General features: G+C 62.0%; 21 protein-coding genes. 7 read left to right on the top strand and 14 right to left on the bottom strand.

Features of this window, described 5'->3' with window-relative positions; genetic code table 11:
- Positions 1–2: 2 nt before the first annotated feature.
- Genes glpC through glpA form a run of 3 tightly spaced genes read right to left on the bottom strand, consistent with a single transcriptional unit; the run spans position 3 to position 4,106 of the window.
- On the bottom strand, positions 3–1,202 hold the full coding sequence (gene glpC, locus ACJ8PE_RS21935; protein WP_038874129.1) for an anaerobic glycerol-3-phosphate dehydrogenase subunit GlpC: 1,200 nt from the start codon (positions 1,200–1,202) through the stop codon (positions 3–5).
- Complete coding sequence (gene glpB, locus ACJ8PE_RS21930) at positions 1,199–2,467, bottom strand: glycerol-3-phosphate dehydrogenase subunit GlpB (protein ID WP_342177864.1); 1,269 nt, start codon at positions 2,465–2,467, stop codon at positions 1,199–1,201. The genes glpC and glpB overlap by 4 nt, the downstream gene beginning before the upstream one ends.
- Entirely contained in the window at positions 2,457–4,106 is a 1,650-nt protein-coding gene (gene glpA, locus ACJ8PE_RS21925; RefSeq protein WP_442536867.1) for an anaerobic glycerol-3-phosphate dehydrogenase subunit A, read from the bottom strand. Before glpA ends, glpB begins: the two co-directional genes overlap by 11 nt.
- 364 nt (positions 4,107–4,470) lie before the next feature.
- On the opposite strand from glpA, the gene glpT reads away from it, so the two are divergent.
- Together glpT and glpQ are read left to right on the top strand one after the other, a co-directional pair.
- A complete protein-coding gene (glpT, locus tag ACJ8PE_RS21920) occupies positions 4,471–5,826 on the top strand; it encodes a glycerol-3-phosphate transporter (protein WP_197792953.1) in 1,356 nt (451 codons plus the stop codon).
- An 82-nt stretch (positions 5,827–5,908) separates the two neighbouring features.
- Positions 5,909–6,988, top strand: coding sequence for a glycerophosphodiester phosphodiesterase (glpQ, locus tag ACJ8PE_RS21915; RefSeq protein ID WP_025304882.1), 1,080 nt, complete (start codon positions 5,909–5,911; stop codon positions 6,986–6,988).
- Between the two features lie 32 nt (positions 6,989–7,020).
- Here the strand turns inward: glpQ and yigL are convergent, their stop codons facing one another.
- On the bottom strand, positions 7,021–7,818 hold the full coding sequence (gene yigL, locus ACJ8PE_RS21910) for a sugar/pyridoxal phosphate phosphatase YigL (RefSeq protein WP_033652427.1): 798 nt from the start codon (positions 7,816–7,818) through the stop codon (positions 7,021–7,023).
- 4 nt (positions 7,819–7,822) lie between these two features.
- Entirely contained in the window at positions 7,823–8,866 is a 1,044-nt protein-coding gene (pldB, locus tag ACJ8PE_RS21905) for a lysophospholipase L2 (RefSeq protein WP_038874116.1), read from the bottom strand.
- A gap of 147 nt (positions 8,867–9,013) precedes the next feature.
- Here pldB and rhtB point away from each other — a divergent pair, with 147 nt between their 5' ends.
- Positions 9,014–9,634, top strand: a complete 621-nt coding sequence (gene rhtB, locus ACJ8PE_RS21900) for a homoserine/homoserine lactone efflux protein (protein WP_033645013.1) — start codon at positions 9,014–9,016, stop codon at positions 9,632–9,634.
- Positions 9,635–9,682: 48 nt separating this feature from the next.
- Here rhtB and rhtC read toward each other — a convergent pair whose 3' ends face one another.
- Positions 9,683–10,303: a threonine export protein RhtC gene (gene rhtC, locus ACJ8PE_RS21895; RefSeq protein WP_033645015.1), complete on the bottom strand. Its 621-nt coding sequence runs from the start codon at positions 10,301–10,303 to the stop codon at positions 9,683–9,685.
- 12 nt (positions 10,304–10,315) lie between these two features.
- Entirely contained in the window at positions 10,316–12,148 is a 1,833-nt protein-coding gene (gene recQ / locus ACJ8PE_RS21890; RefSeq protein ID WP_046688049.1) for an ATP-dependent DNA helicase RecQ, read from the bottom strand.
- 199 nt (positions 12,149–12,347) lie between these two features.
- On the opposite strand from recQ, the gene ACJ8PE_RS21885 reads away from it, so the two are divergent.
- Entirely contained in the window at positions 12,348–12,818 is a 471-nt protein-coding gene (locus ACJ8PE_RS21885) for a thioesterase family protein (protein ID WP_197792954.1), read from the top strand.
- A 66-nt stretch (positions 12,819–12,884) separates the two neighbouring features.
- Positions 12,885–13,772 carry an EamA family transporter RarD gene (rarD, locus tag ACJ8PE_RS21880; RefSeq protein ID WP_033645018.1) on the top strand — a complete coding sequence of 296 codons (888 nt, stop codon included), beginning with the start codon at positions 12,885–12,887 and terminating at the stop codon, positions 13,770–13,772.
- Between the two features lie 16 nt (positions 13,773–13,788).
- Here the strand turns inward: rarD and corA are convergent, their stop codons facing one another.
- The gene (gene corA / locus ACJ8PE_RS21875; RefSeq protein WP_004934262.1) at positions 13,789–14,739 is read right to left on the bottom strand and encodes a magnesium/cobalt transporter CorA; all 951 of its coding nucleotides are present in this window, start codon (positions 14,737–14,739) and stop codon (positions 13,789–13,791) included.
- Between the two features lie 445 nt (positions 14,740–15,184).
- Here corA and ACJ8PE_RS21870 point away from each other — a divergent pair, with 445 nt between their 5' ends.
- Positions 15,185–15,658 carry a WbuC family cupin fold metalloprotein gene (locus ACJ8PE_RS21870; protein WP_025160392.1) on the top strand — a complete coding sequence of 158 codons (474 nt, stop codon included), beginning with the start codon at positions 15,185–15,187 and terminating at the stop codon, positions 15,656–15,658.
- 43 nt (positions 15,659–15,701) lie between these two features.
- Here the strand turns inward: ACJ8PE_RS21870 and uvrD are convergent, their stop codons facing one another.
- The 6 genes from uvrD to lptM form a co-directional block, all read right to left on the bottom strand.
- On the bottom strand, positions 15,702–17,864 hold the full coding sequence (gene uvrD, locus ACJ8PE_RS21865) for a DNA helicase II (RefSeq protein WP_025304874.1): 2,163 nt from the start codon (positions 17,862–17,864) through the stop codon (positions 15,702–15,704).
- 78 nt (positions 17,865–17,942) lie between these two features.
- On the bottom strand, positions 17,943–18,659 hold the full coding sequence (gene yigB, locus ACJ8PE_RS21860) for a 5-amino-6-(5-phospho-D-ribitylamino)uracil phosphatase YigB (protein ID WP_033636653.1): 717 nt from the start codon (positions 18,657–18,659) through the stop codon (positions 17,943–17,945).
- Positions 18,659–19,570, bottom strand: coding sequence for a tyrosine recombinase XerC (gene xerC, locus ACJ8PE_RS21855; RefSeq protein ID WP_197760374.1), 912 nt, complete (start codon positions 19,568–19,570; stop codon positions 18,659–18,661). The genes yigB and xerC overlap by 1 nt, the downstream gene beginning before the upstream one ends.
- The gene (locus ACJ8PE_RS21850) at positions 19,567–20,280 is read right to left on the bottom strand and encodes a DUF484 domain-containing protein (protein ID WP_033645022.1); all 714 of its coding nucleotides are present in this window, start codon (positions 20,278–20,280) and stop codon (positions 19,567–19,569) included. The genes xerC and ACJ8PE_RS21850 overlap by 4 nt, the downstream gene beginning before the upstream one ends.
- A complete protein-coding gene (gene dapF, locus ACJ8PE_RS21845) occupies positions 20,277–21,101 on the bottom strand; it encodes a diaminopimelate epimerase (protein ID WP_004934244.1) in 825 nt (274 codons plus the stop codon). Before dapF ends, ACJ8PE_RS21850 begins: the two co-directional genes overlap by 4 nt.
- Positions 21,102–21,172: 71 nt before the next feature.
- Positions 21,173–21,379, bottom strand: coding sequence for an LPS translocon maturation chaperone LptM (gene lptM, locus ACJ8PE_RS21840; protein ID WP_080273427.1), 207 nt, complete (start codon positions 21,377–21,379; stop codon positions 21,173–21,175).
- A gap of 78 nt (positions 21,380–21,457) precedes the next feature.
- Here lptM and cyaY point away from each other — a divergent pair, with 78 nt between their 5' ends.
- Positions 21,458–21,778: an iron donor protein CyaY gene (cyaY, locus tag ACJ8PE_RS21835; RefSeq protein WP_094141601.1), complete on the top strand. Its 321-nt coding sequence runs from the start codon at positions 21,458–21,460 to the stop codon at positions 21,776–21,778.
- Positions 21,779–21,810 lie beyond the last annotated feature (32 nt).

Genomic DNA, 21,810 nt, shown 5'->3' with positions numbered 1-21,810 from the left:
TTTTATGCCAGCGCCTGCGCCAGCAGGGTGATCGGATGTTCGCAGCGCTTGCTGGTGGACATTTCGATCTGCCATTTGCAGGTCTCGCAGTCGGTCACCACCAGATCCACTCCGCTCTCTTCTATCTGCCGGAACAGCGGCGCGCCGATGCCTTGCGACGTGGCGTAGTTCTCCGATTTGAACCCGTAAGTGCCGGCGATGCCGCAGCACTGCGAATCCAGCACCACCAGCTCCAGCCCCGGTATCTGCCGCAGCAGCTCCAGGGTGTAGGCGGTCCAGCCCATCTTCTCCATATGGCAAGGCGTGTGATAAGCCACCCGTAGCGGCGTGCGCTTGAGCGGCAGGCTGCGCCCCTGATTGATCAGGCGATAGAGATAGCGCGTCGCCAGCTCCACCCGATCGCGCACCGCAGTGGTGTCTACGTCCAGCAGATGAGGGTATTCGTCACGCAGGGTGAAGGTGCAGCTCGATGAGGTCGCCACCACCGGAATGCCGCGCTCCAGCACCGTTTCCTGCAGCGATTCGGCATTGACCCTGGCCTGCTTTTTAGCCTGGTCGATAAACCCGTTGGCGATCAGCGGCACGCCGCAGCATTTCTCGCGTTTCAGCAGTTGCACGCCGATATCCAGCGCGTTGAACACCCGGACCAAATCCTTGCCCAGCTGCGGGTGGTTATAGTTGACGAAGCAACCGTGGAAAAATGCCACCTGCTCGGCGTAACGCTGCTGAGCCTGCGCCTGTTGCCGGTACCAGCGGCGGAAGGTGCCGAAGGAATATTTCGGCAGTTCGCGCCGGTGATCGATCTTCAGCGCCTTGTCCAGCAGCTTGCGCACCGGTTTCAACCCGGTGGCGGCGTTGACGATCGGCGCAAACGGCGTCGACAGCGATCCCATGATATCGGTATGGCTGAGGATGGCATCGCGCAGCGTCGGCTTGCTCTGGGCGAAATCGGCGCGGGCGCGCTGAATGATGTCGCCGATTTTGACGTCGGACGGGCAGGCCACTTCACAACGCTTGCAGTTAGTGCAGTATTTCAGCGCTTCGTCGTACAGCGCCGGGTCTTTCAGCCGCAGCCGCTCGCCGTCCGGCCCCGCCTGTTTCGGCCCCGGGTAGAGCGGGTTCACTTTGGCGACCGGGCAGTAAGTGGTGCAGACGGTGCATTTGATGCAGCTTTCAAAGCTGTGGTCCCGATGCAGGCTCATACGTTCTCCTCCGCGGCGATCTGCTGCGCGACGTGCAACGCGCCGATCAATGACACGCCGGCGCCGCAGCCCTGCTGCAGCGGATCGTAGCCGCCGGCGACCGCGCCGATGGCGTACAGATTGTCGAACGGCACTCCCTGCTTCATCGCCCGCAGTCTGCCGTCGGTGCGCACGCCAAACTGCAAGTAAGGCTGCGGCGCGAACAGCTCGCGTCGGCTCCAGTCGGCGCGATCCGCCCGGCTGTGTACGTCCAGCCCGAAGATCGGCTCACGCACCCCGTCGAAATCGGCCACCAGCCCATTGCTGAAGAAGCTGCCGCTGGCCAGCACCACCTGCTGCGCCCGCAGCGGAATATCGCCGTGGTTGCGGGTGTACAAACCGGTGACGCGGCCGGCTTCGCTCTCGGCGCGCAGCACGCTGTCGCCGGGCATGAAAACGCCGCCCAACTGCTGGAAACGCCGCCGCAGCGCCTGATGCAAGCGCATGCCGGGCACCGAAGGCGGCAACGTCGGCAGCAGTCGGATCGGCTTGCCGACCGCATCCTGCAACACCGCCAGCGACGCGTCGTCCTCCAGGCCCAGACAGGCCGGCAGGAAGAGCGCCTCGGCCTCGCCCGCCAGCCGTCGCAGCTCTTCGGCCATCGGCGGCAGGCTTTCCATCAAATCCAGTACCCGGGCGATGTTCACCGCGCGGAACTCGCTGGGGTTATTGCGCAATCTGTCCAGCGCCGGCATGTGCAGATAGGCCACGTTCGTCTGCACGCCGAGCTCGCGGCTCAGGGCGTCGGCGGCCATCTGCGGTTGGAAGTCGAGGAACCCTTCGATGCCGATCACCGCAATACGCCGCCACGGCAGTTGGCCGGTCAGCGGCAGCGTCGGGATCGCTTGCGGGCTGAGCCAGGTGGCGCGGCGCGTGCCGAGCGGCGTGATGCGCAGATGGTTGTTCACCCCCTCGCCCTGCAGATTCAACCCGCAGCGTTCCAGCAGCCGCTGCGCGGCGGCGGACAGCGCCGCCACCCGGCCGGGCCCGATCAGGGCGTACGGATGCTGCGGCGCCTGTTGCGCCAGCTGCGGCAACGCCGCCAGCGGCATCTCGACCGGCGTGCCGTCCGGCAATCTCGCCAGCAGATCGAGCGAGCCGGAGGAGAAGTAGAGCGCGCTCTGGCCAGAACTGACCACCGCACAGCGCTTGCCCTGTTCGGCCACGGCAATGGCGCAGCTCAGGCCCGCCAGACCACCGCCAATCACCACGACGTCAAATCGCATCATCCGCCTCCTGCTCCTGGTCGGCCTGGGCTTCAAGCCCGCATAATCCCTGGTAAACCCAGCTGGTAAATTCGCTCTCGCGCAGCGCATCGCCCCAGGCGATCGGCCGTACGCCTTTCCAGCGTTCGTTGAGGAACTGCGACAGCTGCGCGATGGATTGCTGCGGCGTGCTGACGTTAAAGCGCGTCAACAGCCCGGCGGCGCGGCAGGCGCAGAGTTCGCCCTGGCAGGTGCCCATGCCGACACGGGTGCGGCGGCGCAGATCCACCAGGTTATTGACGGTCAGCGAGTTGACCGCATAGCGCACTTCCCCGGCGGTCACCGCCTCGCATTCGCACACCAGGCTGGTGTCGAGCCGATCGGCCGCCGGCACCTGGCTGGCGCGATCGCCGTGGCGGTAAATTGCCGAGCCGCGAATGCTGGCGGGCAGAGAAACCACGCTGCGCACCGTTTCCTCCGCCGACTGACGGGATCCGGGCAGCGCGTCCTGCGCGGTGGTGCACGGACTATTTACGCCGAGCTTTTCGCATACCTTGTCGGTGGCCCACTCCGCCATCAGGCGGTAGGTCATCAGCTTGCCGCCGGTAATGGTGATAAACCCTTCCAGCCCGTCGCGGGCGGCGTGATCGAGCAGCACGATGCCGCGGCTGACGTTGCGCCCGCTGGGATCGTCGTCGCTGGCCACCAGCGGCCGCACCCCGGCATAGGCGCGCAAAATGCGGGTCTGCGCCAGGGTGGGCGCCAACAGCGCCCCTTCGCGGATCAGAATGTCCACCTCCTGCGGGGTCACCAGCATGTTGTCAATTTGGTCGTAGTCGATATGGGTCGAGGTAGTGCCGATCAGCGAGATGGTGTCGCCCGGCACCAGGATGTCGGCGTCCGCCGGTTTGCGGCAGCGGTTGATCACCATGTTGTTGATGCGATGGCCGAGGATCAGCAGCGCTCCCTTGGCCGGGAACATACGGATGCGCAAATCGGCGTATTCGGCGATCTGCTGGCCCCAGATACCGGCGGCGTTGACCACCACCGGCGCGTGCAGCTCATAGCGCCGCTGATTCTGATGGTCGTAAACGCGCACGCCCGTCACCCGATCGCCGCTGCGCAGCAACCCCACCACCTGATGGTAGGTCAGGATCTGCGCGCCGTGCTCGCGCGCGTCCAGCATATTGGCGGCGGTCAGCCGGAAGGGATCGACGGTGCCGTCCGGCACCCGCACCGCGCCGATCAGCGCCGGGTTAGCCGCCGACTCAAGCCGCAGCGCCAGCTGCGGGTCGATCGCTTCGGCGTCGATGTCGGCCTGGCGACAGGCGGCGATAAACTGCTGCTGATAGTCCAGCGAGTCTTGCGGCAAGGTGATGAACAGCCCGTCGGTGCGCTCGATACAGTGATGCGCGATGCGTTTCAGGATGCGGTTCTCTTCTATGCATTCGCGCGCCGACTCGCCGTCGGTCACCGCATAGCGCGCACCGCTGTGCAGCAAACCGTGGTTGCGGCCGGTGGCGCCGGTGGCGATGTCGTGGCGCTCCAGCAAAATGCATCGCAAGCCGCGCCGCGCACAGTCGCGGGCAATGCCTGCGCCGGTGGCGCCGCCGCCGATGATGATCACATCCGTTTCGCCGCCGTCAAAATAGCTGCTCATGTCGCTCCCTCAGGATCGGTAGTTATGAGCCTATTGAGCCACGGTTATTAGGGTCTTTGTTTGATAAGGAACAATAACGAACACGAAACGAAATAAAAATGTCCACAAAAAACCATCAATGTGATCATAATCACGATTTTTGGACGTTTTTCTATTTCATAACGTTAACGAATCGCTCAAAATCCGCCGTGGTTTCATGAAAGTGTAACAATTGCGCCATTCGTCACAGCGACACCAGGCGTATTTGATGACAATGGCGCTCGTTATGGAACACAAAAACACCACATTCGATATCCGCTCAATCATCAAATGAACGTAAAAGGTCATATTGATGTGATAACAGATAAAGCCATCGGAGGCGCTCATGTTGAGTATTTTTAAGCCGGCCGCACACATCGCCCGTGTGCCGAGCGATAAGGTAGACCCGCTCTACCGTAAGCTGCGCTGGCAAATTTTCCTGGGGATCTTCTTCGGTTACGCCGCCTACTATCTGGTGCGTAAGAACTTCACCCTGGCCATGCCTTACCTGATCGAACAAGGCTTCAGCCGCGGTGACCTCGGCTTCGCGCTGTCGGGCATCTCCATCGCCTACGGCTTCTCCAAATTCATCATGGGTTCGGTCTCCGACCGTTCCAACCCGCGAGTGTTCCTGCCTGCCGGCCTGATCCTGGCGGCGGCGGTGATGTTGTTCATGGGCTTCGTGCCGTGGGCAACCTCCAGCATCGCCATCATGTTCGTCCTGCTGTTCCTGTGCGGCTGGTTCCAGGGCATGGGTTGGCCGCCGTGCGGCCGCACCATGGTGCACTGGTGGTCGCAGAAAGAACGCGGCGGCATCGTCTCCATCTGGAACTGCGCCCACAACGTGGGCGGCGGCCTGCCGCCGCTGCTGTTCCTGCTGGGCATGGCCTGGTTCAACGACTGGCACACGGCGCTGTACATGCCGGCCTTCGGCGCCATCCTGGTGGCCCTGATCGCCTTCGGCCTGATGCGCGACACCCCGCAATCCTGCGGCCTGCCGCCGATTGAAGAGTACAAAAACGACTACCCGGACGACTACAGCGAAAAAGACGAAGAAGAGCTGACCGCCAAGCAGATCTTCATGCAGTACATCCTGCCGAACAAGCTGCTGTGGTACATCGCGGTCGCCAACGTGTTCGTCTACCTGCTGCGTTACGGCATTCTGGACTGGTCGCCGACCTACCTGAAAGAAGTGAAGCACTTCGCGCTGGACAAGTCTTCCTGGGCCTACTTCCTGTATGAATACGCCGGTATCCCGGGCACCCTGCTGTGCGGCTGGATGTCGGACAAAGTGTTCAAAGGCAACCGCGGCGCCACCGGCGTGTTCTTCATGACGCTGGTGACCATCGCCACCGTGGTGTTCTGGATGAACCCGGCCGGTAACCCGACCGTGGACATGATCTGTATGCTGGTCATCGGCTTCCTGATCTACGGTCCGGTGATGCTGATCGGCCTGCACGCGCTGGAGCTGGCGCCGAAGAAAGCCGCCGGCACCGCCGCGGGCTTCACCGGCCTGTTCGGTTACCTGGGCGGCTCGGTTGCGGCCAGCGCCATCGTCGGTTACACCGTGGACTTCTTCGGTTGGGACGGCGGCTTCATGGTGATGATCGGCGGCGGCGTGCTGGCGGTTATCCTGCTGCTGCTGACCATGCTGAACGAGAAGAAACACCACGCGGAAATCGCTGCCGGCAAGCGCGGCTAACCGTCACACGACTTTTGCATGATTTAAAGGCCGCCCTGCGGCCTTTTTACTACCCTGCCCCCAACAACACGGAGAAAACGGAATGCGGACTCAAGTCAAAGCCCTGCTGACAGGGATCATTCTCGCCACCTCAATGGTCAGCGCCGCGCAGGCGGCGGACAAAGTGGTGATCGCCCACCGCGGCGCCAGCGGCTACCTGCCGGAACACACCCTGCCGGCGAAGGCGATGGCCTACGCGCAAGGCGCCGATTACCTCGAGCAAGATCTGGTGATGACCAAGGACAACGAGCTGGTGGTGCTGCACGACCATTACCTCGATCGCGTCACCGACGTCGCCGAACGTTTCCCGAACCGCGCACGCAAAGACGGCCGTTATTACGCCATCGACTTTACGCTGGCGGAGATCAAATCGCTGAAGTTCACCGAAGGCTTTGACATCGAAAACGGCAAGAAGGTACAGGGCTACCCTGGCCGCTTCCCGATGGGCAAATCCGACTTCCGCGTCCACACCTTCCAGGAAGAGATCGAATTCGTACAGGGTCTGAACCATTCGACCGGCAAAAACATCGGCATCTATCCTGAAATCAAAGCGCCTTGGTTCCACAAGCAGGAAGGCAAAGACATCTCCAGCAAAGTGCTGGCGGTGCTCAAGCAGTACGGTTACACCGGCAAGAACGACAACGTCTACCTGCAGTGCTTCGACGCCAACGAGCTCAAACGCATCAAGAACGAGCTGGAGCCGAAGCTGGGCATGGATCTGAAGCTGGTTCAGCTGATCGCCTACAACGACTGGCAGGAAACCTACGAGCAGAAAGCCGACGGCAAGTGGGTGGAATACGACTATGACTGGATGTTTAAACCGGGCGCGATGAAGAAAATCGCTCAGTATGCCGACGGCATCGGGCCGGACTACCACATGCTGGTGGTGGCGGATCAATCCAAGCCGGGCCACATCGTGCTGACCGACATGGTGAAAGAAGCGCACGCCAGCAAGCTGGCGGTGCATCCGTTCACCATCCGCGCCGATGCGCTGCCGAAGTACGTGACCGACGTGAACCAACTGTATGACGTGATTTACAACCAGGCCGGCGTCGACGGCGTGTTCACCGACTTCCCGGACAAGGGCGTGCAGTTCCTGCAGAAGCAGGGCCAGCACAAGTAATGCCAAGGGCGCCGCAAGGCGCCCTTGTTATTTCAGAGGAACATCTTGCGCAGGTAGTGCGGCACCGCGTTATCGGCATTGGAACCGATCACCTCCAGCTCCGGCAGCATATCCTTCAGGCGCTGATGCGCATCGCGCATGATGCAGCCCTTGCCGGCCATCGACAGCATCTCCAGATCGTTCATGCCGTCGCCGAAGGCGATGCACTCTTGCAGCGTATAGCCGATGATCTTGGCCACTTCTTCCAGCGCATGCCCTTTCGACACGCCGCCCGCCATCACTTCCAGGCAGGTTGGGAACGAGAAGCTGACGTTGACCCGATCGCCCCAGCGGGCGTTGATGGCGTCTTCCACCTGCAGCAACCGCTCGTGGTCTTCACAGGTGAAGTAAACCTTGCAGACGCCGTCGGTTTCCAGCAGGCCCGGCTCGAACAGCTGATATTTGAACACCGACTCCTGGAAGAACTCTTCCTGCTCCGGGCTTTCGCGGTTGGTAAACCAATCGTCGTTGCGGTAGACGTTGGTGGTGATCTGCGGATCGTCGTGCAGCATGCCGTACAGATCGCGGGCGATATCCCCGTCCAGGTTATGGCTGAAGATCAGCTCGCCGGCCGTGTTGTGCACCCGCGCGCCGTTGGAGGTGATCATAAAGGCGCTGATTTCCAGGCTGTCGCGGATCTGCGCCACGTCGATGTGGTGGCGGCCGGTGGCGAACACGAAATGCACGCCTCGCTGGGTCAGCAACTTCAGCGTTTCTTTGGCGTACGGCGACAGGGTATGGTCGGGAGACAGCAGCGTGCCATCTAAATCGGAAGCGACGACGTGATACATAGCGTTATGTTCTAACCTCTGATGGAGTTGTCGGCGGCAGCGCGCCGCCTAAGTGTTGAGCAAAGAAGCGCAGGATTGCGTTCAGTGCTTCGGCGCGCATCGCGTCCCGCTCGAACAGGATCTCATGGCGTGCGCCGTTGATAACCCACGGAAGCCCCCCTTCGCAAGGGCGCCCCGCGTCTGACAGAGCCTGACAAAAAGCCTGGTGCGAACGGTTGTCGACCACCCGTTCTTCACCGGCCTGCAAAAGCAACAGCGGCGTTGTGATGTTCCCGGCCTGCGCGATGATCTGCCGGCCGGCGCGGATGCTCTCACGCACCCAATGGTAAGTCGGCCCGCCCACCTGCAGCTCGGGATAGTCGGCGTAATAACGCAGGCTGCGCCGGTAGCGCTCGCGGCTGTGGGTCAACACGTTGACCACATAGGGCAGCGGACGCCACTGGCCGGTGCCCACCGCGTAATAATCACGGATCGCCGGGCGTGTCTCCACCCAGTCGAGAATGCGGTCGGCCAGCCAGCCCGGCATCGGCAGCTGGATGCCGAACATCGGCGCGCAAAACGCCGCCGCGTCGAACGCCTGCGGCCGGCGCTGCAGGAACTGCGCCAGGATCGCGCCGCCCATCGAATGCGCCAGCGCGAAACGCTGCCGGTAACCGCGCGACTCGACCTCGCGCAGCCACAGCTGCTCGAAATCGTCCACGTAGTCGGCAAAGTTTACCACATGACCGCGGTGCGTATCCGCCAGTAAACGCCCGGAGCGCCCCTGGCCGCGATGATCGACGATCACCACGTCGTAACCGCAGTGGAACAGGTCGTAGGCCACCTCAGGGTATTTCACGTAGCTTTCGATGCGGCCGGGGCTGACCACCACCACCCGCTGATGCCGCGCGGAACGGAAACGCACAAAGCGGATCGGCACGCCGTCCACGCCGCTGAACTCGCCTTCTTCGCGCTGCCGCCAGAAATCCAGCAGCGGCCCGGTGGCGAAGGCAGCGAACTGCGTTTCACGCGTTAACCAGTCATCGGAGCTGAGAGTGAACGAGGTCATCGAGAGCGTTTTCCCTGTGGAGCCGGCGGAAAATGTGACCGCTGGCACAAGAAATCATACTAGCGTATTGTGATTCAATTCTGACAAAAAACGGCGCCGCCTCGGCGCATTGTGGCACAAAACGACACTTTCAGGGAGCCGAGAACCATGACCTTGGACTGGTGGTTAACCTACCTGCTGACCACGCTTATCCTTAGCCTCTCCCCCGGATCCGGCGCCATCAACACCATGAGCACCGGCATCAGCCACGGCTATCGCGGCGCCGCCGCGTCAATCGCCGGGCTGCAGGTCGGGCTGAGCGCGCACATCGTGCTGGTGGGCATCGGCCTCGGCGCGCTGATATCGCAATCGCTGCTGGCGTTCGAGCTGCTGAAATGGCTGGGCGCCGCCTACCTGGTGTGGCTCGGCATCCAGCAATGGCGCGCCGCCGGCGCGCTGGATCTGCATGCGCTGGCGGGCAGCATGCCGCGCCGCCGCCTGTTCCGCCGCGCGGTGCTGGTCAACCTGACCAACCCGAAAAGCATCGTGTTCCTCGCCGCGCTGTTCCCGCAGTTCATCTTGCCCCATCAGCCGCAGGCCGAACAGTATCTGGTGCTCGGCGTCACCACCGTGGTGGTGGATATTCTGGTGATGATCGGTTACGCCACCCTGGCGACGCGCATCGCCGGCTGGCTGAAGACCCCGCGTCAAATGCAGCTGCTCAACCGGGTGTTCGGTTCGCTGTTCATTTTGGTGGCGGGGCTGCTGGCGACCGCCCGCAAAGCCTGACAAAAAAGGCCGGGCATCGCTGCTCGGCCTTGGGCATTTAACTGCCGGTTAGCGGGTAAAGATCAGGTGTAACCCGAAGCCGGTAAACAGCACGCCCGCCACCCCGTCTATCCACTTGGCCAACCGCTGATAACCGCGGCGCATCGCCGGCAGCGCGAACACCACCGCCACCAGGCTGAACCAGACGAAGGTCTCGGCGACGATCAGCAAGAACAGCCCCCAGCGCGCCCCGGCGCCGACGCTGTCGCCGACGAACAGCGAGAACACGCTGCCGAAATAGATCACCGCTTTCGGGTTGGACAGGTTGGTCAAGAAGCCGCGAATAAAGCTGCGCCCGGCCTTCGGCAACGCCACCTGGGCCTCCGCCGCCGGCGGAGCTTGCTGCGCCCGCGCGGAACGCAGCAGTTGCCACCCCATCCAGCACAGGTAAATGCCGCCGCCGACCATGATTATCTGATGCAGCCAGGCCATCTTCTGCAGGATCAGATGCAGCCCCATCAACGCCACGCCGGCCCATACCACGATGCCGAGCGAAATGCCGACCACGCCCATCATCGCCTCGCGGCGCGAGCGGCTGGCGGCGGTCTGCGACACGAAAAAGAAGTCCGGCCCCGGGCTCATCAGCGCAATCAGATGCACCAGCGCCACGGTGAGAAACAGCATCAGCATGATTTATCGCCCTCAGTCTTCGTCATTGTCGAGATGGTCGCGGATCATCGCCATAAAGGGCGCGCCGAAACGCTCCAGTTTGCGCTGCCCCACGCCGTTGACGCTCAGCAGATCGCCGGCCTTGATCGGCATCTGTTCGGCCATTTCCAGCAGCGTGGCGTCATTGAACACCACGTAGGGTGGAATGTTTTCTTCGTCGGCGATCGACTTGCGCAGTTTGCGCAGCTTGGCGAACAGCTTGCGATCGTAATTGCCGCCGTAGGATTTCTGGTTGGCGCTGCTGCGCGACTTCAGGCTCTGAATGCGCGGCACCGCCAGCTGCAGCGCCACCTCGCCGCGCAACACCGGACGCGCCGCCTCGGTCAATTGCAGCGCCGAGTGCATGGCGATGTTCTGGGTGATAAAGCCCAGGTGGATCAGCTGGCGCAGCACGCTGGTCCAGTGCTCCGTGGTTTGATCGCGGCCGATGCCGTACACCGGCAGCTTGTCGTGACCGTATTCGCGAATGCGCTGATTGTTGGAGCCGCGCAGCACTTCCACGATGTACCCGAGGCCAAAGCGCTGGCCGACGCGGTACACGCAAGACAGCGCCTTGCGCGCGTCCTCCAGCCCGTCGTAGCGCTTGGGCGGATCGAGGCAGATATCGCAGTTGCCGCAGTTTTCGTGCTTGCCTTCGCCGAAGTAGTTGAGCAGCACCAGGCGACGGCAGGTTTGAGCCTCGGCGAAAGCGCCCATGGCGTTCAGCTTGTGACGCTCGATGTCCAGCTGTTGCCCGGCGGGTTTTTCCTCCAGACAGCGGCGCAGCCAGGCCATGTCGGCCGGATCGTACAGCAGGATGGCTTCGGCCGGCAGGCCGTCGCGCCCGGCGCGGCCGGTCTCCTGATAATAGGATTCGATATTGCGCGGGATGTCGAAATGCACCACGAAACGCACGTTGGGTTTGTTGATGCCCATGCCGAAGGCGACGGTGGCCACCACCACCTGCAGATCGTCACGCTGGAACGCTTCCTGCACCTGGGCGCGGCGATCGTTGTCCAGCCCCGCGTGGTAAGCGCCGACGCTCAGCCCGCGGCTTTGCAGGCGCGCGGCGGTGTCTTCCACCTTGGCGCGGCTGTTGCAATAGATAATGCCGCTCTTGCCGCGCTGATCCTGCACGAAGCGCCACAGCTGGTCGAGCGGTTTGAATTTTTCCACCAGCGTGTAACGGATGTTCGGCCGGTCGAAGCTGCTGACCTGCACCAGCGGATCCTGCAGCGACAGCAGACGCACGATATCGCCGCGCGTGGCTTCGTCGGCAGTGGCGGTCAACGCGATCACCGGCATCGACGGGAAGCGCTGTTTCAACTGCCCCAGCGCGCGGTATTCCGGCCGGAAGTCGTGGCCCCATTGGGAGATGCAGTGCGCCTCATCCACCGCCAGCATCGCCGGCGGGCAGTGATCGAGCAGGTTGAGGAAGCTTTCCATCATCAGCCGCTCCGGCGCGATGTACAGCATCTTGATGGTGCCGTTGCGGCAGCCGGCCATGACGTCCAGCTGCTCCTCGCGGGTTTGCGTCGAGTTGTAGCAGGCGGCGGAAACGCCGTAGGCCAACAGTTGGTCGACCTGATCCTTCATCAGCGAGATCAGCGGAGAAACGACCAGCGTCAGGCCGTCCATCACCAGCGCAGGGATTTGGTAACACAACGACTTGCCGCCGCCGGTCGGCATCACCACCAGGCAATCCTGCCCGCCGATCGCGGCATTGATAATCGTTTGCTGCCCCGGACGGAATTGCTGGTAGCCGAAGGTATCGCGCAATACCTGCTCGGCCAGCAACTCTCTGTTAATCACTGCTGCGGTTGACACACACTTCCCCATTTTTTCATCGGTACACACCCACCGGGTATGATTACACAATATCGTTCAGCATGACACCAACGCGCGCGTGACTCTTTTGCCTAAACGGGCTGGCAAGCAACAAAGGTTAAGCATAAAATCAACATTCCATTAACCTGGACTGACCAGTTAGCTCCCTTAAAACGCAAAAGAAAAACGGAAACCCGCTATGCCGACAACACCACTGACCCTGGAAGCCGCCCGCCGCAAGATCGGCGAAATTTTTGTCTACCACATGCCGTTCAACCGCGAGCTTGGCCTGGAGCTGCGCCGCTTCGACGATGACTACGTCGAGCTGAGCTTCACCAACCAGCGCAAGCTGGTCGGCAACGCCGCGCAGGAAATTCTGCATGGCGGCGTGATCGCCGCCGTGCTTGACGTCGCCGCCGGGCTGGCCTGCGCCGGCGGCGTGCTGACGCGCCTGGAGCCGCTGGTCGAAGAGGAGATCGCCGCCAGGCTGTCGCGCATGGGCACCATCGACCTGCGCGTCGACTACCTGCGCCCCGGCCGCGGCGAGCACTTCGTCGCCTCCGCCAGCGTGCTGCGCAGCGGCAACAAAGTCGCCGTCGCGCGCGTAGAACTGCATAACCACGACGGTCTGCATATCGCGACCGCCACCGCCACCTACCTGGTCGGCTGATGATTGTGTGCGGTGAGCGTCTTCAGTACACTCACCGCATCTTAAGTTCCCCACCAGAGTGACGTCATGGACGCAAAGCAAACGCGTCAGGGCATTTTCTTTGCCCTGGCCGCCTATTTTATGTGGGGCATCGCCCCGGCTTATTTCAAACTGATCCAGCAAGTGTCCGCGGATGAGATCCTCACCCACCGGATCATCTGGTCGTTTTTCTTCATGCTGGCGCTGATCACGCTGGGCCGCAACTGGCCTAAAGTGCGCGCCGCCTGCCAAAATCGCAAACGGCTGCTGTTGCTGGCGGTCACCGCGCTGTTGATCGGCGGCAACTGGCTGCTGTTCATCTGGGCGGTGAACAATCACCATATGCTGGAAGCCAGCCTGGGCTACTTCATCAACCCGCTGGTTAACGTGCTGTTGGGGATGCTGTTTCTCGGCGAACGTTTCCGCCGCATGCAGTGGGTGGCGGTGGCGCTGGCGTTCACCGGGGTGCTGGTGCAGCTCTGGCAGTTCGGGTCGTTGCCGATCATCGGTCTGGGGCTGGCGTTCAGCTTTGCCTTCTACGGCCTGCTGCGCAAGAAAATCGCCATCGACGCGCAGACCGGCATGCTGATTGAAACGCTGTGGCTGCTGCCGGTAGCGGCGGCCTATCTGTTCCTGTTCGCCGACAGCCCCACCAGCCACCTGAGCGCCAACCCGTGGTCGCTGAACTTGCTGCTGGTCGCCGCCGGCATCGTCACCACCGTGCCGCTGCTGTGCTTCACCGCGGCGGCTACCCGGCTGCGCCTGTCGACGCTCGGTTTCTTCCAGTATCTCGGCCCGACGCTGATGTTCCTGCTGGCGGTCACCTTCTACGGCGAGACCGTCGGCCAGGACAAGCTGGTGACCTTCGGCTTTATCTGGGCGGCGCTGATCCTGTTCACCCTCGACGCGCTCTATACCCAGCGCAAGCTGCGCTGAGCCCGGCGCCGCCGGGTTACAGCCAGTTCTTGCGCTTGAAGTACAGGTAAGGGGCCAGGCCCGCCAGGATCATCAGCGTGATCGCGCCCGGGTAGCCGAACGACCATTTCAGTTCCGGCATGAATTCGAAGTTCATGCCGTAGCTGGAAGCCACCAGCGTAGGCGGCAGGAACACCACCGACACTACCGAGAAGATCTTGATAATACGGTTCTGTTCGATGTTGATGAAGCCCATCGCCGCCTGCATCAGGAAGTTCACCTTCTGGAACAGCGATTCGTTGTGCGGCAGCAGGGATTCGATGTCGCGCAGCACTTCACGCGCCTGCTCCAGCTGGCCGGTCGGCAGACGCGCCTTGCGCACCAGGAAGTTGAGCGCGCGCTGGGTATCCATCAGGCACAAACGCACCTTCCAGCCGATATCTTCCAGCTCCGCCAGCGTCGACAGCGCGGCGTCGTATTCGTCGCCCTGATGCCCTTCCATGATCACCCGGCTGAGCTGTTCCAGATCGCTGTAGATATTCTCTATCTCGTCCGCCAGCTGTTCAATCTTGGTCTCGAACAGATCCAGCAGCAGTTCGTAAGCGTTGCCTTCGAGCATCGTCTGGTTGCGGGCGCGCATGCGGTACAGGCGGAACGCCGGCAGTTCGCGCTCGCGCAGGGTATACAGACGCCCGTCGCGGATGGTGAACGCCACCGTGGAGTTGCCGGCGTGATCTTCCGCATCTTCAAAGTAGAAAAAGGAGTGGATATGCAGACCGTCTTCGTCTTCGAAGAAACGGGCGGAGGCTTCGATGTCGTCCAGTTCAGGACGCGTCGCCAGGCTTTGTCCCAGCTCATTCTGCACGCGCTCACGCTCGCCCTCTTCCGGCTCGACCAGATCAACCCACAGCGATGACGTGAGATCATCTGAGTCGTCCAGTTCCAGACGGGACAAGCGGCGGTTATCTAATTTAAAAGCGCTCAGCATGTGCCAAAACTCCGTGAAGGTAACGGGTGCGGACAACGCGTTGAAGCACAGAAACAGAGGGGATGCGTATCACCGATTTGTTTCAGACCATGAAGAGATCTGACTCATAGCGACACTTTGCGGGGTCGCCGACAACCACGAAGGCTATCAGCAAAAACGGAGAGCCTTAGAAGTTATACCTGCGGCGCAGGTCAGTGAGCCAGTATCTACTGGGTGTGTCCAAGGCGTCTGTCCTCAATGATAATAGTGCGCGCATGTTACGCCGAGAAGAAAAAGCCTGTCAACACGTTAGGCGGGATAATTGCGCAACAAATCATCACGATGATCAATAGCAGAAATGGGGCTTAAACCGTACTGAAAAAGTCGCGGCGATCGCTTACCGCCACCAAGAATGTTGCTAAGATGACATCACCCTAATGGTACGACAAGCATGCGGATTTAAACGATGAAACAGATTACCGCCCATGAACTGACCGCGATGAGCGAACAGGCCGCCAGCGTGGCCCGCCTGCGCGCGCACCGCACCTTACACGAAGAGCTGAGCGACCCGGTGCAACGCCTGGCGATCGCCATGGAACCCGGCACCTATATCCGCCCGCACCGCCACCCGCAAACCTGGGAGCTGCTGACGCCGCTGCGCGGCCGCTTTGTGGTGCTGCAGTTCAACGATGACGGCGTCGTAACACAGCGCACCCTGCTCGGCGAAGAAACTAAAGTGCTGGAGATGCCGGCCTTTACCTGGCATGCGGTGCTGTCGGTCGATGCCGGCGGCGTAGTGTTCGAAGTGAAGCAGGGCCCGTATCAGGCGCTGACCGAAGAAGACTGCATGCAGTGGGCGCCGCAGGAAGGCGGTGAAGGCACCGAAGCGGTGATGCGCTGGTATGCCACCGCACAGGTCGGCGACCGGTACCCTCACTGATCGTGAAAGGTTGCAGGGGCTGGCCCCTGCAACGCCTCTCTCTTTATACCGTTTCCAAACGCGCGTAGGCCGCCACCAGCCATTTGATGCCCTCACCCGGGAAGGCGATCTGCAGCCGGCTGTGCTCGCCACTGCCCTCCAGATTGACGATGGTGCCTTCGCCAAACTTGGGATGACGCACGCGCTGGCCCAGCTTGTAACCGGTGTCGTTCTCGCTGATCGGCGTGCCCATGCGGCGGTGATTGACCGGGCGCGATACGCTGGCGCGCAGGCGCACTTCTTCCACGCACTCCTCCGGCAATTCGCCGATAAAGCGCGACGGCCGGTGATAAACCTCTTTGCCGTACAGACGGCGCGTTTCGGCATAGGTCAGCGTCAGTTTCTGCATGGCGCGCGTCACGCCCACATAGGCCAGACGGCGCTCCTCCTCCAGACGGCCACCTTCGTCCAGCGACATCTGGCTCGGGAACATGCCTTCTTCCATGCCGACGATAAACACCAGCGGGAACTCCAGCCCCTTGGCCGAGTGCAGGGTCATCAGCTGCACCGCGTCCTGATAGGCGTCGGCCTGGCCTTCGCCCGCTTCCAGCGCCGCATGCGACAGGAACGCCTGCAGCGGCATCAGATCCTGATCTTCTTCCTGATAGCTGAACTGGCGCGTCGCCGTCACCAGTTCCTCAAGGTTTTCGATGCGCGCCTGTCCCTTCTCGCCCTTTTCCTGCTCATACATGATGAACAGCCCGGAGTCGCGGATCACCCGATCGGTCTGCACGTGCAGCGGCATATCGGCGGTTTCATGCGCCAGCGACTCCACCAGCTCGATGAAGCGCTGCAGCGCCGACGCGGCGCGGCCGGCCAGAACCTTGTCCTGCATCAGTTCACGCGTCGCCTGCCACAGCGTCAGCTGGCGATCGCGCGCCGCCTGGCGCACCACGTCGAGGGTGCGATCGCCGATGCCGCGCGTCGGGGTGTTGACCACGCGCTCGAAGGCCGCGTCGTCGTTGCGGTTGGAGATCAGGCGCAGGTAAGCCAGCGCATCCTTGATTTCCTGACGTTCGAAGAACCGCTGGCCGCCGTAGATGCGGTACGGCATCGCCGTCTGCAGCAGCGCCTCTTCCAGCACTCGCGACTGGGCGTTGCTACGGTACAAAATGGCGCAGTCGTTCAGCGCGCCGCCGTTGTCTTGCCAGGTCTTGATGCGGTTGACCACGAAGCGCGCTTCGTCGAGTTCGTTGAAGGCGCAGTAGAGGGAAATCGGCTCGCCTTCGCCGCCTTCGGTCCACAGGTTTTTCCCCATGCGCCCGTCGTTGTTGGCGATCAGGGTGTTGGCCGCTTTCAGGATGTTGCTGGTGGAACGGTAGTTCTGCTCCAGGCGGATGGTTTCCGCGCCGGGGAAATCCTTCAGGAAGCGCTGGATGTTTTCCACCTGCGCGCCGCGCCAGCCGTAGATCGACTGGTCATCGTCGCCGACGATCATCACGTTGCTGTTGCCGCCCGCCAGCAGGCGGATCCAGGCGTACTGGATGCTGTTGGTATCCTGGAATTCGTCCACCAGCACGTTGGTGAAACGCTCGCGGTAGTGGTTGAGGATATGCGGCTTGTTCAGCCACAGCTCGTGCGCGCGCAGCAGCAGCTCGGCGAAATCCACCAGCCCCGCGCGATCGCAGGCTTCCTGATAGGCCTGATAGATGCGCAGCCAGGTGGCCTCTACCGGGTTGTTGTAGGTCTCGACGTGCTGCGGGCGCAGGCCTTCGTCTTTCTTGCCGTTGATGTACCACATCGCCTGACGCGGCGGCCACTGTTTCTCGTCGACGTTCAGCGCCTTGATGATGCGCTTGAGCAACCGCAACTGGTCGTCGCTGTCGAGGATCTGGAAATCCTGCGGCAGGTTGGCTTCCAGATGATGAGCGCGCAGCAGGCGGTGCGCCAGACCGTGGAAAGTGCCGATCCACATGCCGCCCTGGCTGGTGCCGATCAAATGTTCGATACGGTGGCGCATTTCCGCCGCCGCCTTGTTGGTGAAGGTCACCGCCATGATCGAATACGGTGAGCAGTTCTCCACCGACAGCAGCCAGGCGATGCGATGCACCAGCACCCGCGTCTTGCCGCTGCCCGCTCCGGCCAGAACCAACAGGTTGCTGCGCGGCGCCGCCACGGCTTCACGTTGTTTTTCATTCAGGCTGTCGAGCAGATCGGAGACGTCCATAGGCACCACTAATGGTTAAGGAAAAACCCGCCGGCGACGGGTTTTTCACTGGAAATTTATACAGAGTTCTGGCAGGGATTATAACAATGCTGTCAGCGATGCCAACTGCGAAATCTCAATATGCGGCAGCAGGCGGCTGTCGGCGGCCTGCATCAGGCTGCGTTGCCGATCGTTGATCCAACAGGCCTGCAGCCCCGCGCGCAGCGCGCCGGCCACGTCGGTGGTCAGATCGTCGCCCACGTGCAGGATCTGCTCGGGCGCCACACCCAGCCGCTCGACGGCCAGGTGATACATGTCCTGATACGGCTTGGCGCGCCCGTCCGGCCCGGAACGCAGCACAAACTGAAAGTAGCCGTCCAGGCCGCACTGCGCCGGATCGGCGTTGCCGTTGGTGATCGCCACCAGCGGGTAGCGCGCCGCCAGCGCCTTCAGCGTGGCATGGGTCGCTTCCGGCACCTCAATACGGCTGCGCCACAGCGCGAAATTCTGCATCGCCGCATCGGCCCCGATCGCCGCTTCGGCGTCGCGCAGCCCCTGCCGGCTCAACGCCAGATGAATGGCGCGCCAGCGCCACTGGGTGACGTCGTGGTAGATCTCCGGATCCTGCTCGCGCAGTTCCTGGCGCAGGCGGTGGAAATCCGCCGACTGGAAGCCGTTCAGGCCGGGATGGTAGCTCTGCAGGAAGGCCACCGACTGCTGCTCGGTTTGCCGGATCACCGGACGGTTGTCATACAGCGTGTCGTCCAGATCGAAAGTCAGCGCCGCCAGCGGGCGCAGCGGGCGATAAAAATGCATCAGGATTTCCCCCGTTTGGCGCGCGGATGCGCGGCATCGTACACGTTCGCCAGATGTTGAAAGTCGAGGTGGGTATAAATTTGCGTGGTGGTCAGGTTGGCGTGGCCGAGCAGCTCCTGCACCGCGCGCAGATCGCCGCTGGACTCCAGCATATGGGTGGCGAAGGAGTGGCGCAGCTTGTGCGGATGGATATGGCTATTGACGCCCTGCTTCACGCCCCATTCGGCGAAGCGTTTTTGCACGTTGCGCGTCGAGATGCGTCGCCCCTGATTGGACAGGAACATGGCGTCGTCCTGCGGCCCAAACAGATCGCGCATCGCCAGCCAGTGTTCCAGCCAGGTGACGGCGGTGCGCCCAATCGGCAGTTTGCGCTCTTTGCTGCCTTTCCCCATCACCCACACCTCGCCCACCGCCATATCGACATGGCGGCAATCCAGCCCCACCAGCTCGGAGAGGCGCAGGCCGGCGCCGTACATCACCTCCAGCATGGCGCGATCGCGCACCGCCAGCGGATCGTTGAGATCGATCTCCAGCAGCTGGTTCATTTCATCAACGTCGATGTTTTTCGGCAGATGGCGGCCGCTGCGCGGCGTGCGGATGCCCTTGGCGGGGTTGGCGTGCAGCACGCCCTGGCTGACCAGCCAATCGAGGAAGCTACGCAACGAAGAGAGCCGCAGCGCCAGGCTGGCGGACTGCAGACCGGCGCGTTTGCTGCGCGCCGCCAGCATGCGCACCCGGGCGGCGTCCAGCGTCGTCCAGTCGGTGACGCCGATCTCCTGCGCCAGGCGCATCAGCGCCGTCAGCTGGCGTGAATAGCTGAGCTGCGTCAGCGGGCTGAGTTGCCGTTCTACCTTGAGATAACGCAGAAAAGCGTCCACCGGCTGCTGCAGGCTGGGCGCAATCGGCGTCATGCGCGTTCGATCCAGCGTTCCAGCAGCGCCGGCAGCATGCGCGCCAGCTGATTGAGCATCACCGTGCCCATGCCCTGCTGATAATGTTGCGTATCGCGGCTGCTGAAGATCACCATGCCCAGCTCGCCGTCGTCGCCCAACATCGACAGCGCCACCGAGCCAATTTGGCCAATCTGTTTGGCCTGCGGCAACAGCAGCAGCAGCTCGGGGCCGTTCAGGCTGCCGAGATAGTGTTGTTCGCTGCCCAGCCGCTGAATGCGGAACGGTTCGAACGCCGAACGCGTCAGCGCCAGGTGGGTGAAATCGGAAGGCGCGCCGATATTCCAGCGCTCGGCGAACAGCCGAACCGTGGCGCCGGCCAAACCGAAGCCGCGCGCCCAGCGCTGCAGCCGGTTTAGCATGTCCTGCAGGCTGTCGGCGGTGGCCAGATCGGCCTGCAGGTGCAGCAGCCTGGCGAACAGCCCTTCGTTGGCGCTGGCCTGCTCCATCAACAGCGTGATCTCTTCTTCCAGCCGTTCGATGTGATTGCGCTGACGAGCCAGATGCCATTCCACCAGCGAAACGGTGCCGCGCACCGGGTGAGGCACGCGCATCTGCTCAACCTGGCGCGCGTTGCGAATAAAGAAATCCGGGTTCTGCAGCAGGTACTGCATCACGGCGTCGTCATCCAGCGCCAGGCCGGCGACGCTCTGTTCTTCTACGCTTTTCATAGATGAATAAATCCGTCATAGACATGGGTTGCCGGACCGGTCATAAACAGCGGATTGCCCGGCCCTTTCCAGCGAATATGCAGGCTGCCGCCCGGCAGTTCTACATGCACCTCTTCTGACAGCAATTCCTGTTGGATCCCTACCGCCACCGCCGCACAGGCGCCGCTGCCGCAGGCCTGCGTTTCACCGGCGCCGCGCTCGTAAACGCGCAGCTTGATGTGATCGCGGCTAACCACTTGCATAAAGCCGATGTTGGCCCGTTCCGGGAAGCGCTCGTGCCCCTCCAGCACCGGTCCAAGCAGCTCCACCTTGGCGGTTTTTACATCATCCACCTGCAAAACACAATGCGGGTTGCCCATCGACACCACGCCGCACAGCACGGTATGTTCCGCCGCGCGCATGATGTAGGTCTTTTCCGCCTTGGCGGCGCGGAACGGCACCGCCTGCGGATCGAAATTCGGCTCGCCCATATTGACGCACACCAGATCGTCGTCGGTGACGCTGAGCACCATGCGCCCGGTTTGGGTGCTGACGCGGATATCGCGCTTGTTGGTCAACCCTTTCAGCCGCACAAAGCGCGCGAAACAGCGCGCGCCGTTGCCGCACTGCGCCACTTCGCTGCCGTCGGCGTTAAAAATTCGGTAGTGAAAATCCAGCTCGGGATCGTAAGGCGGTTCTACCACCAGCATCTGGTCAAAGCCGACGCCCAGGTGCCGATCGGCCAGCCGGCGGATCAGCTCAGGTGAAAAATAGACATTCTGTGTAACGGCATCGACCACCATAAAGTCGTTGCCCAGACCGTGCATTTTGGAGAACTGCATATCATACTCCGCTATCTGGACGCGCTATCCGTCTTGATTTTGCGGCGGCGCTCGCCACCGCAAACCGGGTGTTACTGGGCAACCATCGACGGTTTTTGCTGAGAGCCAGACTGCTCCTGCTGGTTCTTTTGCACCTGATCGCCCGTTTGCACCGGCGGTTTGGCCGGTTTTTGGCCGGCGGAGTCGGCAGGTGGGAAGTAAAGCGGGCCTTTCAGACCACAGCCGGCGAGGCCGGTAACCAGAACGGCCATCAGCGCATAGCGTAGTTGTTTTTTCATTTGCATTAATGCCTGTAATTCATGCGTCCAAGGTCTCTATAATCGCAGGTGGATCATGAAAAGCAATAGGAATTGAATATGAACGACAGTGAGTTTCACCAGTTGGCCGACCAGCTGATGCTGAATATTGAAGAGACACTGGACGATTTTGACGGCGATGCGGATATCGATTACGAAACCAATGGCGGCGTGATGACGCTGAGCTTCGAAAACGGCACCAAAATCGTCATCAACCGCCAGGAGCCGCTGCACCAGGTGTGGCTCGCCACTAAGGCCGGCGGTTACCACTTCAACTACCGCGACGGCGTCTGGGTATGCGATCGCAGCGGGCAGCCGTTTTACCAACTGCTCAGCGAAGCGGCCAGCGCGCAGGCCGGCGAGGAACTGCGTTTTTCCTGAGGCTAAGCAGGGCTCGGCAACCGAGCCCTTGC

This window comes from Serratia sp. CY74737, assembly GCF_052166775.1.
Taxonomy (GTDB): domain Bacteria; phylum Pseudomonadota; class Gammaproteobacteria; order Enterobacterales; family Enterobacteriaceae; genus Serratia; species Serratia ureilytica.
This window is presented reverse-complemented; position numbering and strand designations above follow the sequence as displayed.

Excerpts from the sequence above, each read along its gene's own strand:
- glpC (WP_038874129.1), bottom strand. The coding sequence starts at position 1,202 with ATGAGCCTGCATCGGGACCACAGCTTTGAAAGCTGCATCAAATGCACC.
- glpB (WP_342177864.1), bottom strand. The coding sequence starts at position 2,467 with ATGCGATTTGACGTCGTGGTGATTGGCGGTGGTCTGGCGGGCCTGAGC.
- glpA (WP_442536867.1), bottom strand. The coding sequence starts at position 4,106 with ATGAGCAGCTATTTTGACGGCGGCGAAACGGATGTGATCATCATCGGC.
- glpT (WP_197792953.1), top strand. The coding sequence starts at position 4,471 with ATGTTGAGTATTTTTAAGCCGGCCGCACACATCGCCCGTGTGCCGAGC.
- glpQ (WP_025304882.1), top strand. The coding sequence starts at position 5,909 with ATGCGGACTCAAGTCAAAGCCCTGCTGACAGGGATCATTCTCGCCACC.
- yigL (WP_033652427.1), bottom strand. The coding sequence starts at position 7,818 with ATGTATCACGTCGTCGCTTCCGATTTAGATGGCACGCTGCTGTCTCCC.
- pldB (WP_038874116.1), bottom strand. The coding sequence starts at position 8,866 with ATGACCTCGTTCACTCTCAGCTCCGATGACTGGTTAACGCGTGAAACG.
- rhtB (WP_033645013.1), top strand. The coding sequence starts at position 9,014 with ATGACCTTGGACTGGTGGTTAACCTACCTGCTGACCACGCTTATCCTT.
- rhtC (WP_033645015.1), bottom strand. The coding sequence starts at position 10,303 with ATGCTGATGCTGTTTCTCACCGTGGCGCTGGTGCATCTGATTGCGCTG.
- ACJ8PE_RS21885 (WP_197792954.1), top strand. The coding sequence starts at position 12,348 with ATGCCGACAACACCACTGACCCTGGAAGCCGCCCGCCGCAAGATCGGC.
- rarD (WP_033645018.1), top strand. The coding sequence starts at position 12,885 with ATGGACGCAAAGCAAACGCGTCAGGGCATTTTCTTTGCCCTGGCCGCC.
- corA (WP_004934262.1), bottom strand. The coding sequence starts at position 14,739 with ATGCTGAGCGCTTTTAAATTAGATAACCGCCGCTTGTCCCGTCTGGAA.
- ACJ8PE_RS21870 (WP_025160392.1), top strand. The coding sequence starts at position 15,185 with ATGAAACAGATTACCGCCCATGAACTGACCGCGATGAGCGAACAGGCC.
- uvrD (WP_025304874.1), bottom strand. The coding sequence starts at position 17,864 with ATGGACGTCTCCGATCTGCTCGACAGCCTGAATGAAAAACAACGTGAA.
- yigB (WP_033636653.1), bottom strand. The coding sequence starts at position 18,659 with ATGCATTTTTATCGCCCGCTGCGCCCGCTGGCGGCGCTGACTTTCGAT.
- xerC (WP_197760374.1), bottom strand. The coding sequence starts at position 19,570 with ATGACGCCGATTGCGCCCAGCCTGCAGCAGCCGGTGGACGCTTTTCTG.
- ACJ8PE_RS21850 (WP_033645022.1), bottom strand. The coding sequence starts at position 20,280 with ATGAAAAGCGTAGAAGAACAGAGCGTCGCCGGCCTGGCGCTGGATGAC.
- dapF (WP_004934244.1), bottom strand. The coding sequence starts at position 21,101 with ATGCAGTTCTCCAAAATGCACGGTCTGGGCAACGACTTTATGGTGGTC.
- lptM (WP_080273427.1), bottom strand. The coding sequence starts at position 21,379 with ATGAAAAAACAACTACGCTATGCGCTGATGGCCGTTCTGGTTACCGGC.
- cyaY (WP_094141601.1), top strand. The coding sequence starts at position 21,458 with ATGAACGACAGTGAGTTTCACCAGTTGGCCGACCAGCTGATGCTGAAT.